Annotated in this window: 19 protein-coding genes and 1 pseudogene; 8 read left to right on the forward strand and 12 right to left on the reverse strand. The window is 69.4% G+C overall.

Annotation, left to right across the window (positions count from 1 at the left end; genetic code table 11):
• Positions 1-25 precede the first annotated feature (25 nt).
• From GVN21_RS15155 to GVN21_RS15170, 4 genes are all read left to right on the forward strand, one after another.
• Positions 26-973 carry a DUF2125 domain-containing protein gene (locus GVN21_RS15155; RefSeq protein WP_166575597.1) on the forward strand — a complete coding sequence of 316 codons (948 nt, stop codon included), beginning with the start codon at positions 26-28 and terminating at the stop codon, positions 971-973.
• Positions 974-1066: 93 nt separating this feature from the next.
• Positions 1067-1870, forward strand: coding sequence for a chorismate mutase (locus tag GVN21_RS15160; RefSeq protein WP_166575598.1), 804 nt, complete (start codon positions 1067-1069; stop codon positions 1868-1870).
• 27 nt (positions 1871-1897) lie between these two features.
• Positions 1898-3007: a histidinol-phosphate transaminase gene (hisC, locus tag GVN21_RS15165; protein ID WP_166575599.1), complete on the forward strand. Its 1110-nt coding sequence runs from the start codon at positions 1898-1900 to the stop codon at positions 3005-3007.
• Positions 3004-3942 (forward strand): prephenate/arogenate dehydrogenase family protein, encoded by a 939-nt coding sequence (locus GVN21_RS15170; RefSeq protein ID WP_346764274.1) that lies wholly within the window; start codon positions 3004-3006, stop codon positions 3940-3942. Before hisC ends, GVN21_RS15170 begins: the two co-directional genes overlap by 4 nt.
• Here the strand turns inward: GVN21_RS15170 and GVN21_RS15175 are convergent, their stop codons facing one another.
• Entirely contained in the window at positions 3943-4512 is a 570-nt protein-coding gene (locus GVN21_RS15175; RefSeq protein WP_166575600.1) for an SRPBCC family protein, read from the reverse strand.
• 92 nt (positions 4513-4604) lie between these two features.
• The gene (locus tag GVN21_RS15180; RefSeq protein ID WP_166575601.1) at positions 4605-5180 is read right to left on the reverse strand and encodes an SRPBCC family protein; all 576 of its coding nucleotides are present in this window, start codon (positions 5178-5180) and stop codon (positions 4605-4607) included.
• A gap of 356 nt (positions 5181-5536) precedes the next feature.
• On the opposite strand from GVN21_RS15180, the gene GVN21_RS15185 reads away from it, so the two are divergent.
• Complete coding sequence (locus GVN21_RS15185; protein WP_166575602.1) at positions 5537-6745, forward strand: RtcB family protein; 1209 nt, start codon at positions 5537-5539, stop codon at positions 6743-6745.
• A gap of 148 nt (positions 6746-6893) precedes the next feature.
• Here GVN21_RS15185 and GVN21_RS15190 read toward each other — a convergent pair whose 3' ends face one another.
• From GVN21_RS15190 to GVN21_RS15220, 7 genes and pseudogenes are all read right to left on the reverse strand, one after another.
• Positions 6894-7364 carry an SRPBCC family protein gene (locus tag GVN21_RS15190; RefSeq protein ID WP_166575603.1) on the reverse strand — a complete coding sequence of 157 codons (471 nt, stop codon included), beginning with the start codon at positions 7362-7364 and terminating at the stop codon, positions 6894-6896.
• Positions 7365-7375: 11 nt separating this feature from the next.
• Positions 7376-7801, reverse strand: a complete 426-nt coding sequence (locus GVN21_RS15195; RefSeq protein ID WP_166575604.1) for an SRPBCC family protein — start codon at positions 7799-7801, stop codon at positions 7376-7378.
• Entirely contained in the window at positions 7798-8127 is a 330-nt protein-coding gene (locus GVN21_RS15200) for a metalloregulator ArsR/SmtB family transcription factor (protein WP_166575605.1), read from the reverse strand. Before GVN21_RS15200 ends, GVN21_RS15195 begins: the two co-directional genes overlap by 4 nt.
• A 46-nt stretch (positions 8128-8173) precedes the next feature.
• Positions 8174-8452 carry a hypothetical protein gene (locus GVN21_RS15205; protein WP_240902961.1) on the reverse strand — a complete coding sequence of 93 codons (279 nt, stop codon included), beginning with the start codon at positions 8450-8452 and terminating at the stop codon, positions 8174-8176.
• Between the two features lie 106 nt (positions 8453-8558).
• On the reverse strand, positions 8559-9224 hold the full coding sequence (locus tag GVN21_RS15210; RefSeq protein WP_166575606.1) for an O-methyltransferase: 666 nt from the start codon (positions 9222-9224) through the stop codon (positions 8559-8561).
• A 205-nt stretch (positions 9225-9429) separates the two neighbouring features.
• Positions 9430-12062: pseudogene (locus GVN21_RS15215) on the reverse strand (ATP-dependent DNA helicase).
• 58 nt (positions 12063-12120) lie between these two features.
• Positions 12121-12483, reverse strand: a complete 363-nt coding sequence (locus GVN21_RS15220; RefSeq protein WP_166575607.1) for a DUF4180 domain-containing protein — start codon at positions 12481-12483, stop codon at positions 12121-12123.
• 68 nt (positions 12484-12551) lie between these two features.
• Between GVN21_RS15220 and GVN21_RS15225 the strand changes: the two genes are divergently transcribed.
• Together GVN21_RS15225 and pdeM are read left to right on the forward strand one after the other, a co-directional pair.
• Positions 12552-15002, forward strand: a complete 2451-nt coding sequence (locus GVN21_RS15225) for a ligase-associated DNA damage response DEXH box helicase (protein WP_166575608.1) — start codon at positions 12552-12554, stop codon at positions 15000-15002.
• Positions 15003-15058: 56 nt separating this feature from the next.
• Positions 15059-15724, forward strand: coding sequence for a ligase-associated DNA damage response endonuclease PdeM (gene pdeM / locus GVN21_RS15230; protein ID WP_166575623.1), 666 nt, complete (start codon positions 15059-15061; stop codon positions 15722-15724).
• A gap of 1 nt (position 15725) precedes the next feature.
• Here the strand turns inward: pdeM and GVN21_RS15235 are convergent, their stop codons facing one another.
• Positions 15726-18644: a peptidoglycan-binding protein gene (locus GVN21_RS15235; protein ID WP_166575609.1), complete on the reverse strand. Its 2919-nt coding sequence runs from the start codon at positions 18642-18644 to the stop codon at positions 15726-15728.
• A 264-nt stretch (positions 18645-18908) separates the two neighbouring features.
• Between GVN21_RS15235 and GVN21_RS15240 the strand changes: the two genes are divergently transcribed.
• On the forward strand, positions 18909-19121 hold the full coding sequence (locus tag GVN21_RS15240; RefSeq protein WP_240902962.1) for a hypothetical protein: 213 nt from the start codon (positions 18909-18911) through the stop codon (positions 19119-19121).
• On the opposite strand, the gene GVN21_RS15245 is transcribed toward GVN21_RS15240, so the two are convergent.
• Positions 19111-20754, reverse strand: a complete 1644-nt coding sequence (locus GVN21_RS15245; RefSeq protein WP_166575610.1) for a bifunctional lysylphosphatidylglycerol flippase/synthetase MprF — start codon at positions 20752-20754, stop codon at positions 19111-19113. The two genes, GVN21_RS15240 and GVN21_RS15245, sit on opposite strands and share 11 nt — an antisense overlap.
• Positions 20755-20792: 38 nt before the next feature.
• Positions 20793-21596 (reverse strand): crotonase/enoyl-CoA hydratase family protein, encoded by an 804-nt coding sequence (locus GVN21_RS15250; RefSeq protein ID WP_166575611.1) that lies wholly within the window; start codon positions 21594-21596, stop codon positions 20793-20795.
• Positions 21597-21624 lie beyond the last annotated feature (28 nt).

Consider the following 21624-nt stretch of genomic DNA (forward strand, 5'->3'; position numbering starts at 1 on the left):
CCGCCGCAGAGAACGCCCTTATCCAATGACCCTGCCCGATCCCGCTCCGCCCCGCAAACGCCGCGGTCCATTCGGGCCAATGTTCATCCTGGTGCTGATCCTGGCGGTGGGCTGGTGCGCCGGCTGGTTCTGGCTGAAGGATCAGGCGATCAGCCGAATGGACCAGACGGCCAAGACGCTCGCCGATAACGGCTACCGCCTCGAGTGGAGCAAACGGGACGTCAGCGGCTTTCCCTTCCGCCTGAACATCAACCTCTCCAACCTGCGGGTCTCGGAACCCTCCGGCTGGGCCCTGACAGCCCCGCTGGTCAAGGGCGAAGCCTTCATCTACGCCCTCGGAAACTGGGTGCTGGTCGCGCCCCAGGGGGTCACCTTCACCCGTCCTGACGGCGGGGCGGTGATCGTCCAGGGTCAGGCCCTGCGCGCCTCGCTCACCGACTTCGACAAGCGCCCACCCCGCATCGACATCGAGGGCGTCAACCTGACCTTCTCGCCCGAGGCCGGCGCCAGTCCCTATTTCCTGTCCTCTGCCAAACAGCTGAACGTCCGTGTCCTCGCCGGCCCCAACGACCAGGGCGCCTTTCTGATGCGGGTCGGCGGAGCGAAAATGGCGCTGCAGGGCCTGGCCGCCCGCGCCACCGAGGACGGGCTGGTGGATATGGACCTGGGCCTCACCCTGACCCGCATCTCCGCCTTCGATGGCCAGAGCTGGGAGAACGCCGCCCGCGCCTGGGCCGGCGCCGGCGGGGTGATCGAGGTCGATCGCGCCTCGGTCAGCGGCGGCGCCGCCCGCCTGTCGGCCAGGACCGGGACCCTGCGTCCCGGCCCAGACGGCCGGCTGGAAGGCCGCCTCGACGCCTCGCTCGGCGACCTCACCGGTTCGGGCCAGTCGCTGCAGGGGCAAGTCCAACTGCGCGACGGCAAGGCTTTCATCGGTCCGCTCGAAATCGGCCCGTCGCCGCGCGTATGGTGAGCGACCGAGTGACGCAAGATTCTTGCGCCGCTTGCCGCCTATTGCGTCCCCGGCCGCAAGGCCTTAGGCCCGAACCACGAGTTTGAGGAACAAATGGGTCGGGATACACCACCAGCGCCGCCGAGCCTCGAGGCTGTCCGGGCCCGCATCGACCAGGTCGACGCCGAGCTGTTGAAGCTGATCGACGAGCGCGCCTCCCTGGCCGCCGCCGTGGCCGAAGCCAAGCGCGCGGCGGGCGATGGCGGCAAGTTCGGCCTGCGTCCCGGCCGCGAAGCTCAGGTCATCCGCAAGAAGATCCACCGCGAGGGCGCCGTGGCTACCCCGGCCCTGGTGGTCCGCGTCTGGCGCGAGCTGATCGCCGATAGCCTGGCCCGGCAGGGCCCCTTCTCGCTGACCGTCTGGGGCGGCAAGACCGAGGCGCGGGTGGTCGAGGTGGCCCGCCAGCGGTTCGGGGTCGCCCCGCCGATGACCCTGGTCGCCAAGCCGGAAGAGGCCCTGGCCGGGGCCAAGGTCCTGGGCGGCGTCGCGGTCCTGGCCCTGAGCACGGACTCCGCCTGGTGGGGCCGGCTGCTGGCTGAGCCGAACCTGCGGGTGTTCGCCACCCTGCCCTGCCTTACCCAGTGGGGCCCCCTGGCCGCCGTCGCCGTGGGCGACGTGCCGGTCGAGCCCACCGGCGCCGACCAGACCCTTTGGGTCACCGACGCTCCACAATCGGCCGCGGCTATCGTCGAGGCGCTCAGCCGTGACGGCGTCGCCGCCGCCCCGATCACCCAGGCCGGCGGCCTGAAGCTGTTCAGCCTGGCCGGCTTCTACCAGCGCGAGGACGAGCGCCTGGCCCGCGCGCCCGGTAAGCTTTCCGGCGTCATCGGGGCTGCACCCGAGCCGTTCGACGTGTAAGACGCGGGCCTCTTGCAAGGACCCGTCATGACCGACCGTTTCGCCGCGCCCCGTCCCGTTCCCAAGCCCGGCATCCTGGACATCGCCCCCTACAAGCCCGGCAAGGCCGCCGCTGAGGGCGTGGTCGATCCGGTCAAGCTGTCGGCCAACGAGAACATCCTGGGCAGCTCGCCCAAGGCCCGGGAGGCCTATGCCGAAGCGGCCATGAAGCTGCACCTCTACCCTGCCGGCCGCGCCGACATCCTGCGCGCCGCCGTCTCGGAAAAGTTTGGCCTGGAGCCTGAGCGTCTGCTGTTCGGCTGCGGCTCGGACGAGATTTTCCAGCTGCTCAACCAGACCTTCCTCGAACCCGGCGACAATATGATCCAGGGCGCGCACGGCTTCGCTGCCTACGCCATCGGAACCCGCGCCTGCCAGGGCGAGGTGAAGTATGTGCCGGAGAAGAACTTCACCATCGACGTGGACGCGCTGCTGGAGGCCGTCGACGAACGCACCCGCCTGATCTTCCTCGCCAATCCGGCCAACCCGACCGGCACCTGGATCAGCGCCGACGAAGTCCGCCGCCTGCACGAGGGCCTACCCCCGTCGGTCGTGCTGGTGCTTGATGGCGCCTATGCCGAGTTCAACACCGATCCGCGCTTCGAGGACGGCCTGGGCATGGCCCGCAACGCCCACAACATCGTGGTCACCCGCACCTTCTCCAAGATCCATGGGCTCGGCGCCCTGAGGGTCGGCTGGGCCTATATGCCGGCCGAGATGGCCGAGGCGGTCGATCGAATCCGCCTGCCCTTCAACGTCAACATCCCCGCGCAGCTGGCCGCCGTCGCCTCCCTGGCGGACGAAGAGTTCGCCGCGCGGTCGCTGGCCCTGGTCGAGCAATGGCGGCCCTGGCTGACCCAGCAGATCAGTGGACTTGGCCTGGACGTCGTGCCCAGCGCGGCCAACTTCGTGCTGGTCGGCTTCCCGGCCACGCCCGGCAAGACCGCCGTCGAGGCCGAGGCCTTTCTCGCCTCCAAGGGCCTGCTGACCCGCGGTGTCGGCAACTACGGCCTGCCGGACCACCTGCGCATTACCATCGGCCTGGAAGAGCACAACCGCGCCGTGGTCGAGGGCCTGGCGGAGTTCATGGGCAAATGACCCAGATGCCCATCTACGATCGGCTGACGGTCATCGGCTGTGGCCTGATCGGCTCTTCGCTGGTCCGGGCCGCCCGCCAGAGCAAGGCCGCCGCCCACATCACCGTGGCTGACGCCCGCCGGACGGTCTTGGATCGCGTCGCCGAGCTGGGAATCGCCGACGCTGTAGAAGCGGACCTCGGCAAGGCGGTCGAGGGCGCCGACCTGGTCATCTTCGCCACCCCGGTCCTGGCCATCGCCGATGTCATGGCGGCCGTCGCCCCTTCGCTGAAGGCCGGCGCCACCATCTCCGACGTCGGTTCGGTCAAGGGCAGCGTATCGGAGGCCATGCAGGCCACCGCACCCGCCGGCGTTCACATCATCCCCGGCCACCCGATCGCCGGCACCGAGCAGTCGGGCCCAGACGCCGGCTTCGCCGAGCTGTTCCAGGACCGCTGGACCATCCTCACCCCCATCGCCGCCCGCCACGACGACGCTTACGCCCTGGCCGTCGCCCGGCTGGCCAGCTTCTGGCGGGCGCTGGGCGCCCAGGTCGAACAGATGGACGAGCGGCACCACGACCTGGTCCTGGCCGTGACCAGCCACCTGCCCCACCTGATCGCCTACAATATCGTCGGCACCGCCGCCGATCTGGAGGAGGTCACACAGGCCGAGGTGATGAAGTATTCGGCCGGCGGCTTCCGCGATTTCACCCGCATCGCCGCCTCCGACCCGACCATGTGGCGCGACATCTTCGTGGCCAACCGCGAGGCGGTGCTGGAGATTCTCGGCCGCTTCACCGAGGACCTGCAGGCGCTCAGTCGCGCCATCCGCTGGGGCGAAGCCGAGAAGCTGCATGAGCTGTTCACGCGGACCCGCGAAATCCGCCGCGGTGTCATCGCGCTGGGCCAGGAAAGCCCCGAACCCAACTTCGGCCGGGATCGCGGCAAGCACTGACTATTTGCCCGTCACCGCGCGCCGCAGGTTCACCAGCACCTTGCCGCAGTCGGCCTTCATCCCCTGCCGCACCACCTCGGCCGGCAGCTTGATGTCCGCCGCCACCCGGTTCACGTAAATCACCCTCGTGCCCTTGCCGCGCGGCTCAAGCCGCCACTCGCCCTGCATGGCCTTCAGATCGCCGCCCGTCTTGCGGAAGACGATGCGGCTGTGGGGCGTGTAGTCGGCTCGCACCACATTGCGGATGGTCGGCACGAACATGTTGCCCTGGCTGACCTGCTCGCGCACGTCCCAGCCCGGCCCCTTCTCGACCACCCGACAGACCGTCAGGTTGGCGATGATCCGCTTGGCCTGGGCGCAATCGGTCAGAACGGCCCAGACCTTGGCCGGCGGCGCGGCGATATCGATGGCGCCGTGAATGAACGCGCCCTCGCCGGCTGGGGCGACCGTAACCCAGGCCTTGCCTGCCGCCAGGGTCTTTTCAGCGGAGGCGGGGACCGGCGCAGCGGCCGCGACGCTGGTCAGGCCAAGGGTCAGGGCCAGTGCTGTGGCCAGGTGTGCATGTCGCATCGCGTGGTCTCCGTCCCCGACTCGCCTGTGCAGATACGAGCCCACGGACGGATCGGATGCGGCGCCGGGCGATTTCCTGCGCCGGGTTTGGACTACTTCCCGCTGACTTCCTTGCGCAGCTTGAGGAACGACTTCTCCGTTCCAGACTTGATCCCCGCCCGGACCAGGGCTGGCGGGAAGTCGTGGTCGATCGCGAACCGGGACTCGTAGATCAGGCGGGTCTTGCCGTCGGACAGCGGCTCCAGCCGCCATTCGCCCTGCAACACCTTCAGGTCCCCGCCCGCCTTGCGGAACACGATCCGGCTATGGGGCGTGTAGTCGGTGCGGAAGACACTGCGGATGCCGGGGACCCCCATGGAGGCCTTTGTCACATGCTCCCAGACCTCAAAACCCGGCCCCTTCTCCACGACCCGGCAGACTGTCAGGTTGGGGTTCTCCTTCTTTGCCCTGCCGCAATCGGTCAGCAGCGGCCAGATCTTCTGCGGCGCTGCCGCGATATCGATGGCGGCGAACACCGCGACCGCTTCGCCGACCTGGTCTACCCTCACCCAGGCCTTGCCGGCTTTGAGCACCGTCTGCGACTCGGCCGGCAGCGGTTTTGCGCCCGCCGTTCCGCCGGCCACCGCCAGACACACGGCCAACAACCCGACCAACAGCTTACGCGACATCCGTGGCTCCCATGCTCGCCTGACGATGTGGGAAATCCGCCACAAAGGACAGTCCTGATCGGCGATTGGCGAAAATTCGGTTTGGCCCCGAAGATGAACGCTGCTATCCGCCGCGCCCTCAAGGAGAAAGACCGTGGCCCGCAAAGCCCCAACCGTCATGACCGCCAATCGCAGCCTGGGTTATCAGCCCGGTCGCGAGGACGCGCGCGCGTGGGAGGATGCTTCGGTCTAGGGATTTTCGATCCTTGGGATTGTCCGAAAGAACCCCTCCCGGCGCGGCCTGGAGGGGTTCTTCGTATCCGGAGACCGCTTCGCGCCGCTGCCGGGAGGGAGCGTAACGAGAAGAGGAGAACCCCATGAGCGGGTTCGAACACATCGAAGGGGCGGCTTCGCCCATCAAGGCCTGGATCTCGGGGGTGCCGCTGGAGCATGCCGCGGCCAACCAGCTGCGCAATGTCGCCAGCCTGCCGTTCATCCACAGCCACATCGCCGTCATGCCCGACGTCCACTTCGGTCGGGGCGCGACCGTGGGTTCGGTCATCCCCACCAAGGGGGCGATCATCCCGGCGGCCGTGGGGGTCGATATCGGCTGCGGGATGATGGCGGTGCAGACCAGCCTGAAAGCCCACCAGCTGCCCGACAGCCTGGCCGTTGTGCGGCGGGAGATCGAGCGGCGGGTGCCGGTCGGCAACGGTCCGGGCGGGGACTTCAAGGACAGCCCGACCAGCGCCTCGACCGCGCTGCGCACCTCGGGCTTGGCCGAGCGGCTGGAGCGCATCCTGGCCAAGCACCCGAAGATCCGGGGCGACAAGCTGCTGCGGCAGCTCGGGACCCTGGGGGGCGGGAACCACTTCATCGAGCTCTGCCTCGACGAGGCTGACACCGTCTGGGTGATGCTGCACTCCGGCTCGCGGGGGACCGGCAACATCATTGGCCAGTACTTCATCGAGCGGGCCCGCGAGGAGCTCGCCCGGCGGGAACTGGGCTACGCGGTGCCGGACAAGGACCTGGCCTTCTTCATGGAGGGCGAGCCCCTGTTCGACGACTATGTCGAGGCGGTGCTGTGGGCCCAGGACTACGCCCGGGCCAACCGGCAGCTGATGATGGACCGGGTGCTGATCGCCTTGCGCGAACAGCTGCCGGCCTTCCAGCTTGGGAAGCTCGCGGTCAACTGCCACCACAACTACGTGGAACAGGAGACTCACTTCGGCGACACCGTCTGGCTGACCCGCAAGGGCGCCGTGCGGGCGCGGGAGGGCGACCTGGGGATCATTCCCGGTTCGATGGGGGCGAAATCCTTCATCGTGCGGGGGAAGGGTAACCCGGACAGCTTCTGCAGCTGCTCGCACGGCGCGGGCCGGACCATGAGCCGGGCCGAGGCCAAGCGGCGGTTCACCCTGGACGACCACATCCAGGCGACCGCCGGGGTCGAGTGCCGCAAGGACGAAGGCGTGATCGATGAGACGCCGATGGCCTACAAGGACATCGACGCCGTCATGGCCGCGCAGTCGGACCTGGTGGAAATCGTCCACACGCTTCGGCAGGTGGTGTGTGTGAAGGGGTGAAGCGGGGGACAGGTTGCCCGGCACGGGCTACCTGTCCCCGGTCAGCGCCGCCGGCGGAAGCACCAGCGTTCCAGGCGGCTGGAGCGCGGATGTTTCAACACCCTCCGCAAACCGGGGACAGGTAGCGCGCTCGCGCGCAACCTGTCCCCTACCGCCCTTTCCAATCGGCGCTCAACGCCTGAGGATACTTGTCCTCGATCAGGCGGGCGTTGATGCCGTGTTCCAGCCAAACCTTGGCGGCGCACAGCACGGTGGTGAAGCCGCCGTTGCTGTCCAGCGCCTGGGCGATCACGGAGTCGGCGTCGCCTTTGAAGCCGATGTTGGTCACCTCGACGAAGGTCTGGCCATCGCCCAGTTCGGTGAGGGTGCATTCGACGCGGGTCAGCCCATCCTCGCCGCCCCAGTCGAAGACCAGCGACTTGCCGGGCTCAAGCGACCGCACGTGGATGTCGTCCGCCGCGCCGTACATCTCCCATTCCCACCGCACCACGGCGCCGGACTCCAGCCGGCCGCTGGCCTTGCTGAACCAGAACCTGGTGGTGACTTCGGGATCGACGAAGGCCTCGAAAACCTTATCGGCCGGAGCCCGGATCATCGTCTGCGCCTTTACCTCGACCATCTCGTCCTCCTCTAGCCAGTGATCTGCGGCGTCGGCTCGCCGGTTTCCAGCAGGCTCTTCAGCGCCGACAGGATCGACGGCCAGCCGTTGCTGACGCCCTTGCGCTGCTGGCTGTTGTCCGGGAAGCCGTCGTGAGTGACCGTCAAACGCACGCTGTCCTGCACCGGCTCCAGCAGATAGGTCACCGTGGTGGTCGGCGAGGCCGTCTCGAAGGTGTAGCGCAACAGGCGTGGCGGGTCGCTCTCCAGCACCTCGCCCTGAAAATCGACACTGCCGTCCGGCGCGTAGAGCACATGTTTGGAGCCGGTCTTCCAGTCGCTCTCCGAGCGCCGGCCGAACCAGAATTTCGGACGCAGGTCGGGGTCCATCAGGGCGTCCCACAGCTTCTGCGGCGTGGTGCGGATATAGATGACATAGACGAAGGCCGGGTCGCTCATTCTGTCTCCCCTTCCGGGCGCTCGAGTTGGGTCTTGAACGCCACCAGGTCGACGACCTGGGCGCGCTCGAACTTGCCGATCCAGCGATCGGCGATCTCCGCGATGGGGACGGGGTTGAGGTAGTGCAGCTTCTCCCTGCCCCGCTTGACGGCGGTGACCAGGTTGGCCTCCTCAAGGATGCCGAGATGCTTGCTGACCGCCTGGCGGGTCATCGCCAGGCCGTCGCAGAGCTCCATCAGCGTCTGTCCGTTGCGGGCAAACAGCCGGTCCAGCAAGGCCCGCCGACTGGCGTCGGCCAAGGCACGAAAGACTGCGTCCGTCTCCATCGAGGCGGACTATAGGCAACCATTTGGTTGCATGTCAACCGTCGGCTCAGGTCGGCCGGCTCTCCTGGTCCAGCGCGTCCAGCACCGCCTCGGGCCGCCATTCGATGACCTGGAGATAGGCCAGCAGAGCCGCGTCGGGCAGCGCTCGCCCGGCCTCGATCTCGCACAGAGACTCTGCGTCCAGCCGGAAGGTGCGGGCGAAGGCTTCCTGGGTCAGGCCGGTGCCCCAGCGCACTCGCTGGACCATTGCGCGGGCGCAGAGCGCGCCGTCGGGCGCGGCCGTGGCGTCGATCGGCAGATCGGGATGGATCAGCGGCAGTCCCATGGCGTCTCTCCTGATTCCAGCCCCGGCGAGAGGTCTAGCGGCGGAGCGTCGCGGGATGACGACCGTTTTGAGTCAAAGACTTGGCGCTTTGTCTTTGCACTGACATTCAGGTTTCGACGCGGATGACCATCAACCCGTCATAGCCCTTGTCGCCTAACGTCTGCAGCGCCGTGGCGGTCACCCGAGGTTCCGCCGCCACCGCTTCGGCGAGGCGCCGCACACCCTGGACGGACGCGTCACCGGCCGGGTCCACGACCGCGCCGCCGCGCACCACATTGTCCACGACGATCAGCCCGCCCGGCCGGGTCATCTTCAGGGCCCAGGCGAAATAGTCCGGGTTGGACGGCTTGTCGGCGTCGATGAACACCAGGTCGAACGGCGGCCCGCTCTCGGCCTCCAGCAGCGGCAGCAGCTCAAGCGCCGGCCCCTGCCGCACCTCGACCACTTCGGAAAGACCGGCGAAGGTAATACTGTCTCGCGCCACCTGCGCGTGGTGCGGATCGATCTCAAGGCTGACGACACTGCCGCCCTTGCCCAGGCCCCGCGCCAGCCAGATGGTGCTGTAACCGCCCAGCGTTCCCACCTCGAGGATCGCCTTGGCGCCGATCGTGCGCGCCAGGATCATCAGCAACTTTCCCTGGTTGGGGGCCACCGCGATGGCAGGCAACCCAGCGGCGCGGCTGGCCTCCAGCGCGTGGGTCAGCGCCTCATCATCGGCCCCGAGCACGCCGTTGAAATAGGCGTCCACCGCGTTCCAGCTGTCCTGGGTCACGACTCTCTCCGAAAAGCTGTTGTCGGCCCAACATAGTCCCTCTCCCTGAGGGAGAGGGAGGGGCCCGCGTTGCGAAGCAGCGTGGGAGGGAGAGGGTTTACGCTGGTGGCCAATCCCTGACCGTCCCTAAACCCTCTCCTTCCCACGCCTTTGGCGCGGGCCCCCTCCTCTCCCTCTCGGGAGAGGAGTTAGAGGGGCGGCTTGCCTATTCCTTCAGAAACTCGGTCGTCGCTTCGATGGCCTCGACCAGCCCGACCCGCTGGATTTCCACCCCCTCGGGCAAGCCCGCGAACAGCCGGGTCGGCGAAGCCGCATCCAACATCACGAACACGCCCTTGTCGTCGGCCCGGCGGATCAGGCGGCCGAAGGCCTGGGCTATGCGGTTCCGCGCCACCGCGTCGTCGTAGCCCTTGCCGCCGAACCGGGCGCGGCGCACCTTGTGCAGGATGTCGGGCCTGGGCCATGGCGCGCGGTCAAAGACCAGCAGCCGCAGCGAGCGGCCGGGCACGTCCACCCCGTCCCGCACCGCGTCGGTGCCCAGCAGGCAGGCGTCGCGCTCGGCCCGGAAGATGTCGACCAGTCCGCCGACCTCGATGGGATCGACGTGTTGGGCGTAGAGGGCCAGGCCCTTGTCGGCCAGCGGGCCGGCGATCAGGTCGTGCACCGCGCGCAGCCGGCGGATGGCGGTGAACAGGCCCACCCCGCCGCCGCCGGCCGCCAGGAACAGTTCGCGCATGGCGGCGGCCACCTGGCGGGCGTCGTCCTTGGCCACGTCGGTGACCACGAAGGCCCGCGCCTGGCTGGCGTAGTCGAAGGGCGAGGCGACCTTGATCGTCTTGGGCCGTTCGGGCAGGCGGGCGCCGCCGGTGCGCATCTCGGCCAGGGCGAAGGGGTCGTCCGAGGCCGGGTCGGTGAGGGTGGCGCTGGTCACCAGCACCCCGTGTGCCGGGGCCAGCACGGCGGCGGTCAGCGGCTCGGTCGGGTCCACCCAGTGGCGGCGGCTGGAGGCGTCGACGACCCGGCCGTACAGGAAGGTGGCCTCGAACCAGTCGACGAAATCGGGGTCGTCCTCGGCGTCCTCCTCGATGGCCTTCAGCATCGAGCGCCAGGCCGGAAGGGTCATCCGCGCCCGCCGGTCCAGCCCCCGCAAGGCCCCCTCGATCCGCGCCCGCTCGCCGGTCCCCAGCTCGTCGGCGTCCGCGTCGAGCACATCCTCCAGGTGCCTGGCCAGGGCCAGCAGCGGCGCCTCCACGCTGGCCAGCGCCGAGGCCGCGTCCGACGCTGTCTGGCGCACCTTGTCGATGGCCGGCCGGGCCTGGCACTCCATGCCGATATCGGCCCCGCCCCGCTCGCTATTGCGGGCCCGCAGCTGCTCCAGCACCGCCGCCAGGAAGGCCTCGACCGGGCCGATGGGGTTGATCTCCCCGTTCGGCGGGGCGATCCGGCCCGACCAGCCCTCGCCCGGCAGCACGGCGGCTGCGCGGGTCACATCCTGCAACGCCCGCCGCGCATCCTCCCGGTCGCCGAGCACGTCCATCAGCCGATGCTCAAGCCCCCTGCCCCGCCGCCCACGCGACTCCGGCCCGCGGATCCAGCGGCGCAGCTCCGCCGCCTCCGCCCCGCTGAGCGCCGCCGAAAAGGCGCTGTCGGCGGCGTCGAACAGGTGGTGGCCCTCGTCGAAGACGATGCGGCGCAGGGACGCGGTCTCGACGTCCGCCTTGCCGCCCCGCGCCCGCCGCGCCCCGTCGAACGCGGCCTGGGTCAGCACTAGGGCGTGGTTTGCGATCACCAGGTCGGCCCGGCGGCTCCCCCGGATGGCCTTTTCCACATAACAGGCGCGGTAGTGGCCACAGGCGGCGTGAACGCACTCGCCCCGCCGGTCGACCAGGTTGGCGGCGCTGGCCTGGGCCGACGGGGCGATGGCGAACAGGTTGGGCAGCCAGGCGGGAAAGTCGCCGCCGGTCATGTCCCCGTCCCGCGTCGCCCGCACCCAACGGGCGGCTAGGCCCATGCCGATCAGGTCGCCGTTCCCCAGCTGCGCAGTCTGAACCATCTCCTGGAAATTCAGCAGACAGAGGTAGTTCTCCCGACCCTTGCGGACCACGGCCTTGCGGGCCCGCACCGCCGGGTCGGGATAGACCGCCGCGCTCTCCCGCTCGATCTGCCGCTGCAGGGCGCGGGTGTAGGTGCTGATCCACACCGCCGGCCCGTTCTCCTGCGCCCACAGGGAGGCGGGGGCCAGATAGCCCAGGGTCTTGCCGACGCCGGTGCCCGCCTCGGCCAGCACCATGCGCGGCTCGCCCTCATGTTCGCGAGGCGCAAAGGCGTGGGCGGTCTCGGCGGCGTAGACCGCCTGCATCGGCCGCGCCTCGTCCAGCCCCGACTGACGCAGCAGCTCGGCCAGCCGGCCCGGTCCATGGTCTCGGCCAGGTTCAGCGCCTCCTCCCGCGACGGCCAGGGCCGTTCGCCCAGCTCCGCCAGCAGCATCGAAGAAGCCTCGCGCAGCGTGCTCGCCTGCTCGGCCGCCCCCTTCGGCTCCGACAGGCCCAGCGCCTGCGCCAGCCCCACCGCCGAGGGCGCCGTGAACCGGGCCGGCCGCACGAAGGCGAACAGCTCCAGCGCATCGAACACGCCCCGCGCCCGAGGCGGCGTGTTCAGCCCCAACCGCTTGGCCGTGATCCCGGCGTGCACCACCAGAACCGGCCCGGCCTCCGCCAGATTCCGCGCCGCAGGAGCGCGCAGGTCCCGCGCGCCGGCGGCATCGGCCACGGCGCAACGCGGCCCAGGCAGAACCACGAGCGCTGGCGCCAGATCGAGGATTGGGGAGTGGGCGTTCACTGCGTTTTTCTAGAGGGTTTCGGCCGTAAACAAAAGCGGAACGGAGGGTTCCGCGTCCCTATCGCTCCAGTCTCGCGCGAAGGCCGGCCTCATCATCCAAGAACCACAGCCCCTCGCCGCGGTTGGACTCGCGGATGAAGGCCTGCAACGGCTCGCTCCCGGCGGCCGCGGTGGAGACATCGCCGAGGATCACCACTCGAAAGCCATAGTTGGTGAACTTCTGAATGACCTCCCCGGCAATCCGGCTCGACAGCACTAGAAACCGGGGATCAAGCCGCGCGACTGGAAGCACGATCGTCCGCGCCTCCCGAGAGAAGGCCTCCCCGATAAGGTCTGCCACATCAGTCGGGCCTGCGATCGGCGAGCCATCAGCGGCGGCGAACAGCACGGTCTCGCCCGCAATTTCGTCGAACCTGTCCATGATTCCCTCCCGCGCTGCTGAGTATCACGCCCTCTCGAAACAGAACGGGAACATGCTATAGGGTCTGGATGGCCGCCGCCGCGCTGACCGCGCTCCCCGATCGTTTTGAAGCCTGGTTCGCCTCACGCGGCTGGGCGCCGCGCGCGCATCAGCTCGAAATGGTCGAGGCCGGGCGGGCGGGGCAGCACAGCCTGCTGATCGCACCGACCGGCGGAGGCAAGACGCTGGCCGGGTTTCTGCCCAGCCTGATCGAGCTGACCGAGCGGCCGCCGGCCAACAGCCCGCGCGGGGTGCACACCCTGTACATCTCGCCACTGAAGGCGCTGGCGGTGGATGTCGAGCGCAACCTGATGACACCCATCGCCCAGATGGGGCTGAACATCACCGCCGAGTCCCGCACCGGTGACACCGGCGAGGCGCGCAAACAGCGCCAGCGGGCCAAGCCGCCAGACGTCCTGCTGACCACGCCCGAGCAGCTGGCGCTATTCTGCGCCTGGGAAGGGGCGCGGCGGTATTTCGAGGATCTGCGCTGCGTGGTGCTCGACGAGATCCACACCCTCTGGCCGTCCAAGCGCGGGGACCTGCTGGCCCTCGATCTGGCGCGGTTACAGCAGTTCGCCCCGGCGATGCGGCGGGTCGGGCTGTCGGCGACGGTCGACGATCCGGACATGATCCGCGGCTGGCTATCGCCGACCGACGCGGAGGCCGTGCGGTTGGTACGCGGTCCTCCCGGCCCGTTGCCCCAGGTCGAAGTCCTGATCTCTGAGGACCGCGTCCCCTGGGCGGGCCATACAGCGCAGCATGCGATGGCCGAGGTCTATGAGGTCATCAAGCGTCACAACACCACGCTGATCTTCGTCAACACCCGCTTCCAGGCCGAGTTCGCCTTCCAGGAACTGTGGAAGCTCAACGACGACGGCCTGGCCATCGCCCTGCACCACGGCTCGCTCGCCGCGGAGCAGCGGCGCAAAGTGGAGTCGGCCATGGCGCGGGGCGACCTGCGGGCCGTGGTGTGCACCTCCACCCTCGACCTCGGCATCGACTGGGGCGACGTCGATCTCGTCATCCAGCTGGCCGCGCCCAAGGGCGCCTCGCGGATGGTACAGCGGATCGGACGGGCCAACCACCGGCTGGATGAGCCCTCCAAGGCCATCTTCGTGCCGGCCAACCGTTTCGAGGTGCTGGAGTGCCAGGCGGCCCGCGAGGCCATTGCCGAGAACGCCTTCGACCCTGAGCCGCAACGCATCGGCGCGCTCGATGTGCTGGCCCAGCATGTCATGGGCTGCGCGGTGTCCGAGCCGTTCGACATGCTGGAGCTCTATGACGAGGTCCGCAGCGCCGGCCCCTACCGCGACCTGTCCTGGGAGGATTTCGAGGCGGTGGTCGAGTTCGTCTCGACCGGCGGCTATGCCCTGCGCACCTACGACCGCTTCCGCCGGATCGTGAAAAACGCGGACGGCCGCTGGACAGTCCGCAACGCCCAGACCGCCCAGCGCCATCGGATGAACGTCGGGGCCATCGTCTCTCCCGCCGTGCTGGCCATCCGCCTGGCCGGACGCGGCGGGACGGCCGGCCGCAAGATCGGCGAGGTCGAGGAGGGCTATCTGGAGATGCTGGAGCCCGGCGACACCTTCATCTTCGCCGGCGGGGTGTGGAAGCTGCAGGCCGTCACGGCCACCGACGCTCTGGTTTCGCCCGCCCCAAACAAGGACCCCAAGCTTCCCAGCTGGGGCGGATCGAAGTTCGCCATCTCCACCTTCCTGGCCGCCAAGGTGCGGCGGATGATGTCCGATCCGGAGACCTGGCCCAGCCTGCCGACAGATGTCTGCGAATGGCTGACGGTGCAGCAGGACAAGTCGCTGATCCCCACACCTGACCAGATGCTGTTGGAGACCTATCCGCGCGGAAAGCGCCACTTCCTGGTCTGCTATCCCTTCGACGGCCGCCTGGCCCATACCACCCTGGCCATGCTGCTGACCCGGCGTTTGGACCGGATGCGGGTCGGACCGCTGGGGTTCGTGGTCAACGACTACGCCCTGGCGATCTGGTCGCTGAAACCGATGGATGACCTCGATTTCGACTCACTCTTCGATGAGGACATGCTCGGAGACGACCTCGAAGCCTGGCTGGACGAGAGCTTCATGATGAAGCGGTCGTTCAAGGGCTGCGCCCTTATCTCCGGCCTCATCGAACGACGCATGCCCGGCGGAGAGAAGACCGGGCGGCAGGTGACCTTTTCGACTGACCTGATCTACGACGTGCTGCGCCGACACCAACCCGACCATCTGCTGCTGCGCACCGCGCGGATCGACGCCGCCAGCGGCATGATCGACGTCGCCCGCGTCGGCCAGATGCTGACGCGGATCAAGGGCAGCATCCTGCATTCGCGCCTCGACCATGTCTCGCCCTTCGCCGTGCCCATCATGCTGGAGATCGGCAAGGAGCGGGTCGGCGGGGACGCCGCCGACATGATCCTGGCCGAGGCCGCCGACGAATTGATCGCCGAGGCCCTGTCGTGAACGCCCAGGCCTTGAAGGAACGGCTGTTCGCCACCAGCCCCTGCGGCGGGGTCGCCATGGCGATCAACGGCCATCCGGTGGTGATGCGGCACAGCGGCGCCCTGTGGCTGCCTGTTGAGCGAATGCTGGTCGTGGCCGACCTCCATTTCGAGAAGGGCAGCGCCTATGCCGCCCGCGGCCAGCTGCTGCCGCCCTACGACACCGGCGAGACCCTGACCCGGCTGGAAGCGGAGGTCGCCTCCGTTTCGCCCGCGACCTTGGTCTTTCTCGGCGACAGTTTCCACGATGGTCAGGCCGAGGATCGCCTGTCTCTGTCCTACGCCGATCGCATCGCCGCCCTGGCGACCGGGCGCACCCTGATCTGGGCGGTCGGCAATCACGACGCCGACGGGCCCCGCGCCCTGCCTGGTGAGTTGGCCGACGAACTGACCGTGGGAACCCTGATCCTGCGCCACGAACCCGAGCCTGGCCAGCAACCCGGAGAGGTCGCCGGCCACCTGCACCCCTGCGCCCGCCTGGTGGGCCGGGGCCGCGCTGTGCGGCGGCGCTGTTTCGCCACCGATGGGGAGCGGCTCATCCTGCCGGCCTTCGGGGCCTATGCAGGTGGCCTGAACCTGCGCGACCGCGCCTATGCCGGCCTATTTGCCCGCCCGCCCCTGGCCGTGGCGCTTGGCAAGGATCGGGCGCACCCGCTCAGTTGGGCGATGCTGGGCGGCGATTGAACTATTGGGCGTAGATGGCCAGTCGGGCCGTCGTCTGGGCGTCCATCTGGCCGGTGATCGCCAAGCCCTGGTCACGCTGGTAGGCGCGCACGGCGCCGTCGAGGGCGGGCGAAGCCTTACCGTCCTGCGGCCCCTGGTAATAGCCGAGACGCGAGAGGGCCCGCTGCGCCTGGGCCGCCGAACCGACCGCCGGGCCGCCGGCCAGCTTGCTCTGGGCCGAGGGGTTGGGCGCCGCCGCCCTGTAACCGCCGGCCGACCGCTCGGCGCCACTGCGGGCTTCGGGGCTCAGGGCGCCGCGGATGCGTTCGGCGCTGTTGCGGGCCTCGGCGTCGCCGCCCTTGCCGGCGATCAGATACCACTTGTAGGCCTCGGCGTTGTTCTGGGTGACCCCGAAACCTTCCTCGTAGATCATGCCGAGATTGTATTGGCTGTCGGTCAGGCCCAGGTCCGCCGCGCGGCGAAACCACTGGGCCGCCGTGGTCAGGTTCTTCGCCCCGCCCTGCCCCTCGAAATAGAAAAGGCCGAGGTTGTGCATCGCGCGGCGGTCGCCACCCTGGGCCGCGCGCTCCGTCCACTGGCGGGCCGCCGCCAGGTCCTTGGCGACCCCGCCTTCGCCGTTCTCGTACAGCTTGGCCAAGTAGAACTGGGCCGGGGCGTGGCCCTGGTTGGCCGCCTTGCGCAGGTCGGTCAGGCCCGAAGGATCGCGGGCCTCGACCCGCTTGACCGCATCCTTGAACAGCTCGGCCGCCGTGGCGGGCGCGGCCGACGGCGTCGCGGTCGCAGCGGGCGCAGTCGCCGCGCCGGCCATGTCGGGGGCGACGGCCATCGACACGCGAGGTTCGGCAGGCAGGCCGGGCGTGGTGTCCGCCTCGGCCGTCATGATCTCCTTCTCGTCAGCCTGCTGGATCTGCAGACCGCGAGAGATCCGCTCGGCCATCTCGCCGCCGCCCGGAGCGCCGGTGATCATGCCGACCGCCACCAGACTGCCACAGGCCAGCAGGGCGGTGATGCCCAGGGTGGTGACCATGGCCGAGCTGGCCTTCTTCTTCGGGGCCTTGGCGCGACCGCCGAACAGGCCGCCCTTGCGGGGCGGCTTGGCTTCGGGAGAGCCGGAGCTGCGGGCCGCGGCCCGGGCCTGCTCGATCACCTCGCGGGTGCTGAGCGCCCGGTTGAGGTCGGCGTCGAACACCGGCTCGGGGGCCTCCGGGACCTCCTCGTCCTCGTCGTGCAGAGGCGCGAAGTTGTCGCTCGCCTGGAAATCGTCGACGGGGTCAAAGCCGTCGGCCGCCTCGAAGTCGCGGTCGGAGAAGACCGCCGGGCTTTCGGTCCGGGCCGGGAAGTCGCCGGAATCGAACTTGGGGGTCTCGAAGCCCGGTTCGGCCGGGCCGGCGAAGCGGGCGCCGAAGGCGCGCGGCTCGAAGGTCTCTTCCGGGATGGCCTGGCCGCGGGTCGGGAAAGGATCGGGCGCGAAGGGGTCCATCGCCGGCTCGGCCCAGCGGGCCGCGGCCGGCGCGGGGGCCTGGGCCACCTGGTCGGCGATCCGCCGGGTGGCGGTGGTCATGCTGGCGTCGATCTTCTCGCGCGCCTCGTCGAGCAGGCGGGCGGTGCGCTCCTCGCTCTGGCGGATCCGCTCGGCGAGATCGGTCGAGACGCGCTCCTGGCGCTGGCTGATCCGCTCGGTGACACGGGCGACCTGTTCGCCGACATCGTCGATGGCCTGGGCGCTGCGGCGCTCAGAATTGGCGATACGCTCGGCCAGCCGCTCGGTGATGCGGGCGATCTCGGTCCCCAGGCGTTCCAGCGCCTGAGCCTGGCTGCCGTCGTTGTGGGCCAGCCGTTGCTCGACCAGACCGGCGATGCGCGAAACCTCGCTGCCGACGTGCTCGACGGCCTGAGCACTCCGCCCCTCTACCGACTGCACCCGGCGACTGAGATTGTCGGCCATGCTGACCATCTCCCGCCCCATCCGCTCGATCGCCATGGCCGAGCGCTGCTCGGCGGCATGGACGTGAGCGGTCATCTCAGAAAGCTTCTGCTCGACGCGGCCGAAGCCGCCGTCCGAGGCGCGACGCAGGCTCTCGGCCATCTCCTGGCGCACCCGCTCGAGCCGGCTGTTGAGGCTGTGGGACAGGGTCTGCAGCGCCGCGGTGTTGTCGGCCCCCTCGACCTTGCGCAGGCGGGAGTCGAGCTTGACGAAGCTCAAGCCGAGATCGCGGACGGCCTCGGTGGTCTGGGCCTCGGCGGCTTCCAGCCGGCCCAGGACCCGGGCGGCGACCTCGTCGGCCAGGGCGGCGGTGTCGGGCGCCGCGCCACCGGCTTCCAGCGCCGCGACCTTGGCCTCCAGGGCGGCGATGGCCTCGCGGCTGCGGGCCTCGGTGTCATAGACCTGATTGGCGACCTTGCCGACCGAGCCCTCCAGCGCACGCAGGGCCTCGGCGGAGCGCGGCCCGGCGGACTCCGCTTCAATGCGGCGCAGGCGTTCGATCGCGCGAGCCTGTTCGGTGCGCAGTTCATCGACCGCGCCCTCGAACCGGGCGGCCACCGAGATCTGCTCACGCTCGGCGCCCTCCAGCCGGCTCAGCGCCCCGCGCACCGACTGGTCGATGCCGGTGATGGCCAGGGTCGAGCGCTGCTCGGCCGCCTCGATGCGGGCGGTCAGCCGCTCGATGGCCTCGGTCACCTTGCCGACCTCGTCAGCGGGGTGGTGGACGGCCTCGTACCGTGGCGGCGCGTCCTGGCGCGGGTAGGTAATGACGCCGGAGTCTTCCGTGAACGACTCCGCCTCGGGCGGCTCGCCCTCAACGATCATGTGATTGAGCCATTCGCCGAGCGTCATGCCGGAGCGACGCGCGAGATCCTTGGCGATCTCGCGCGCTTTGGGGTCGATGCCCTTAACGCTCCAAGGCGCCCCCGCCGTCATTCGAATCGATCTCCCGGCACTCTGAACTCGGACGCTAGCCAGCGAGCCGTTGTGTGTAAACGCGAGGTTAACGCTATATCTTGCGTCGCCAGCGATATCCTGTGGACGGATGGCCGCAGGGGCCGCCCATCCGTTAACTTCCGCTCCGGCATGGTTAACAAATCGTTGATCGGACGGATGGCGGAGCGTCGCACCGTGGCCTGAAAACACCGGGCCGAGGCCGATCGCCGCCCTCCCCTTGCGTAGCGGCTCGGGCCGCTACACATGCGGCCCATGTCGATGACCCTGACCCTGTCGCTGCTGGCCGGACTGGCCGCCATGACCCTCTTCGCCGGCTGGCGGGGCTCGTTGCCGCCGAACCTGGTGAAGGGTCCGCGGATGATCCCCTGGCGGGTCATCATGGTCGTTTCGGCGGCCGGGGTGGCCATGATGGCCGTGCATCTGGCGACACTGATCGGCGGCGTGGTCAGTCGTTGACCTCCCGCCTCGGGCGACGGGTGAAGCCGACCAGGCCGCCCGAGGACAGCAGCCCGATATCGGCCAGCAGGAAGGGCGCCTGCCACTTGTGCGGACAGGCCACGTAGCGCGGGCGCCATAGCGGGTCGTACTTGTCCTTGTACCGGCGCACCCCACGGAAATTGTAGAAGTCCTCGCCCCGCTCGAAGAGCAGCCGGCCGACCCGGCTCATGATCGGCGCCAGCGGCCGGTCGTCGAGCCCGGCCAGAGGCGCGACCCCGAAGTCGAAGGCCAGGTAGCCCTGCTCCTTGCCCCAGTTCAGCAGTTCGACGAACAGGAAATCCATGATGTTCTTGGGCGCGTCAGCGCCATAGCGCATCAGGTCCATCGACAGGCTGGTCTTTGCCGCTGTCGGCCAGAGTGTGGCGAAGGCGACGATGCGGCCCTCGGCGCGAACCAGGGCGATGGGGAACTCGGCCACATAGCGGGGAATGAAGCCGCCGAGGGAGAAGCTCTTCTCGCCGCCGGAGTGGTCTGCCAGCCAGGCGTCGGAGATCCGCTGCAGTTCGTCCATCGGCGCCGTGCCGGGCGGCACGACCTCGAACGTCGCCCCCGCCTCGCCGGCCTTGCGCCAATTGCGGCGCAGCACCTCGCGCCGGCGGCCGGCCAGGGAGAAGCCTTCGAGCGGCAGCTGGGCGCTTTCGCCGGTCTTCTGGATGAAGAAGCCGAGCTCGATGACGTCGGCCAAATCCTCCGGTTCCAGGCCGTAAAGACCGGGACGGGCGGCGTGGGCGTCGGCCATCTCGCGGAACCGCCAGAGCAGCTCCAGGTGCTCGTCGCGGCGGCCCACGGGCGGGCCCATCGACACCCAGCTTTTGCCCCGGACACCGAACATCAGGAAGCTCTCGCCGCTTTCGGAGAACAGGAACCGCTTGTCGCCCAGCAGGGCCAGGTTGGACTCCGGCTCGGCGCTCTCGGCATGGGCCAGGATGTGGCGGACGCGGGCGAAATCCGGGTCGTCCTCACCCGCGACGCCGGGCGTGGCCGGGGTGGCCAACAGGCGCCAGACGCCAACGCCCAGCAGCAGCACCCCCGCCCCGATCGAGGAGCGGATAGCCCGCTCCACATCCGCGTCGAACAGGGCGCGCCAGACCTGACCCTCGCCGTAGCCGGTGTTGCGGAACGACCACCATCCCAGCAGGGCCGCGCCGCCGATCGCGGCGGCGGCGGAGAGCAGCCAGCCGGGGGTGATCTCCATCCGGCTGAGGCGGGCGGTGCGCGGGAAGGCTTCGCGGAACGGGGCGACCAGGGCCAGGAGGACGACCAGGACCGCCGTTTCCTCCAGGTTGATGCCCTTGAACGGAGCCAACGCCGCCGCCAGCGCCAGGCAACAGACGGCGGCGGCCCAGGCGGCGCCGAGGCGGGCGCGCAGGCCGAACGCCAGCAGGATCAACAGGATCCCGAGCAGGGACGACACGAAGTGGCTGGCCTCGACCACCGCCGGGGCGCCGATGCGCAGCAGCAGGGCCACCCGTTCCGGATCGGTCGGGGTGGCGCCCGAGGCCAGTAACAGGCCGCCCCCGACCAGAGCCGCCGCCGCCGAGACGGTGGGAGCCATGGCCAGGGCGGCGGTCTTCAGTTCGGAAGTGCGCATGCCCGTTCGTGACTGGCCCGATTCCGGCTCAGTGTAGATCAGTCCTGGAAGACCGGCGCGCGCTTTTCCATGTTGGCCATCACGGCCTCGACATTGCCCGGCGAGCCGATCAAGGCGCCCTGCTCGACGCTCTCGGCCAGCAGGATGGCGTGCTGGTCGCCATCGGCCATGAGGTTGAGCAGCCGCTTGTTGGCGCGGATGGCGGCGGGGTTCTTGCCGGCGATCTCGCGGGCGGCTTCCAGGGCCTCGGCGCGGGGGTCGGCGCAGAGGCGGGTGGCGATGCCGTATTGCGCGGCTTCCTCGCCCGAGAAGATCCGGCCGGTGTAGGCCAGGTCGCGGGCGATGTCGTCGCGGACCAGGCCGCGTAGCAGGGCCATGCCGGCCATGTCGGGCACCAGGCCCCACTTGATCTCCAGCACCGCCAGCTTGGCGTCGGGCGCCACGAACCGCATGTCGGCCCCCAGTGTCAGCTGGAAGCCGCCGCCCAGAGCCACGCCATGGACGGCGGCGATCACCGGCACGGGAATGTCACGCCAGACCATCACGGCGTTCTGGGCCCGGTTGGCGCCGCTTTCGGTGCGCGGGGTATCGACCAGGCCCTCGCCGCCCTTGCGGGCGCCGGACGCCATCTTACCGAAATTGCCCATGTCGAGCCCGGCGCAGAAGGCCCGGCCCTCGCCCGACAGCACCACGGCGCGGACCGAGCGGTCGGCCTTCAGCCGCTCGCCGGTCTCGATCAGGGCCGCGAACATGGCGTCGTCCAGGGCGTTCATCTTGTCGATCCGGACCAGGCGGACGTCGGCGACGCCGCCCTGGATATCGACGGTGACACGGTCGTTCATGGTTTCCTCCAAGCTGCACAAACGTTCG

It is taken from the genome of Caulobacter sp. SLTY (genome assembly GCF_009905535.1).
Classification (GTDB): domain Bacteria; phylum Pseudomonadota; class Alphaproteobacteria; order Caulobacterales; family Caulobacteraceae; genus Caulobacter.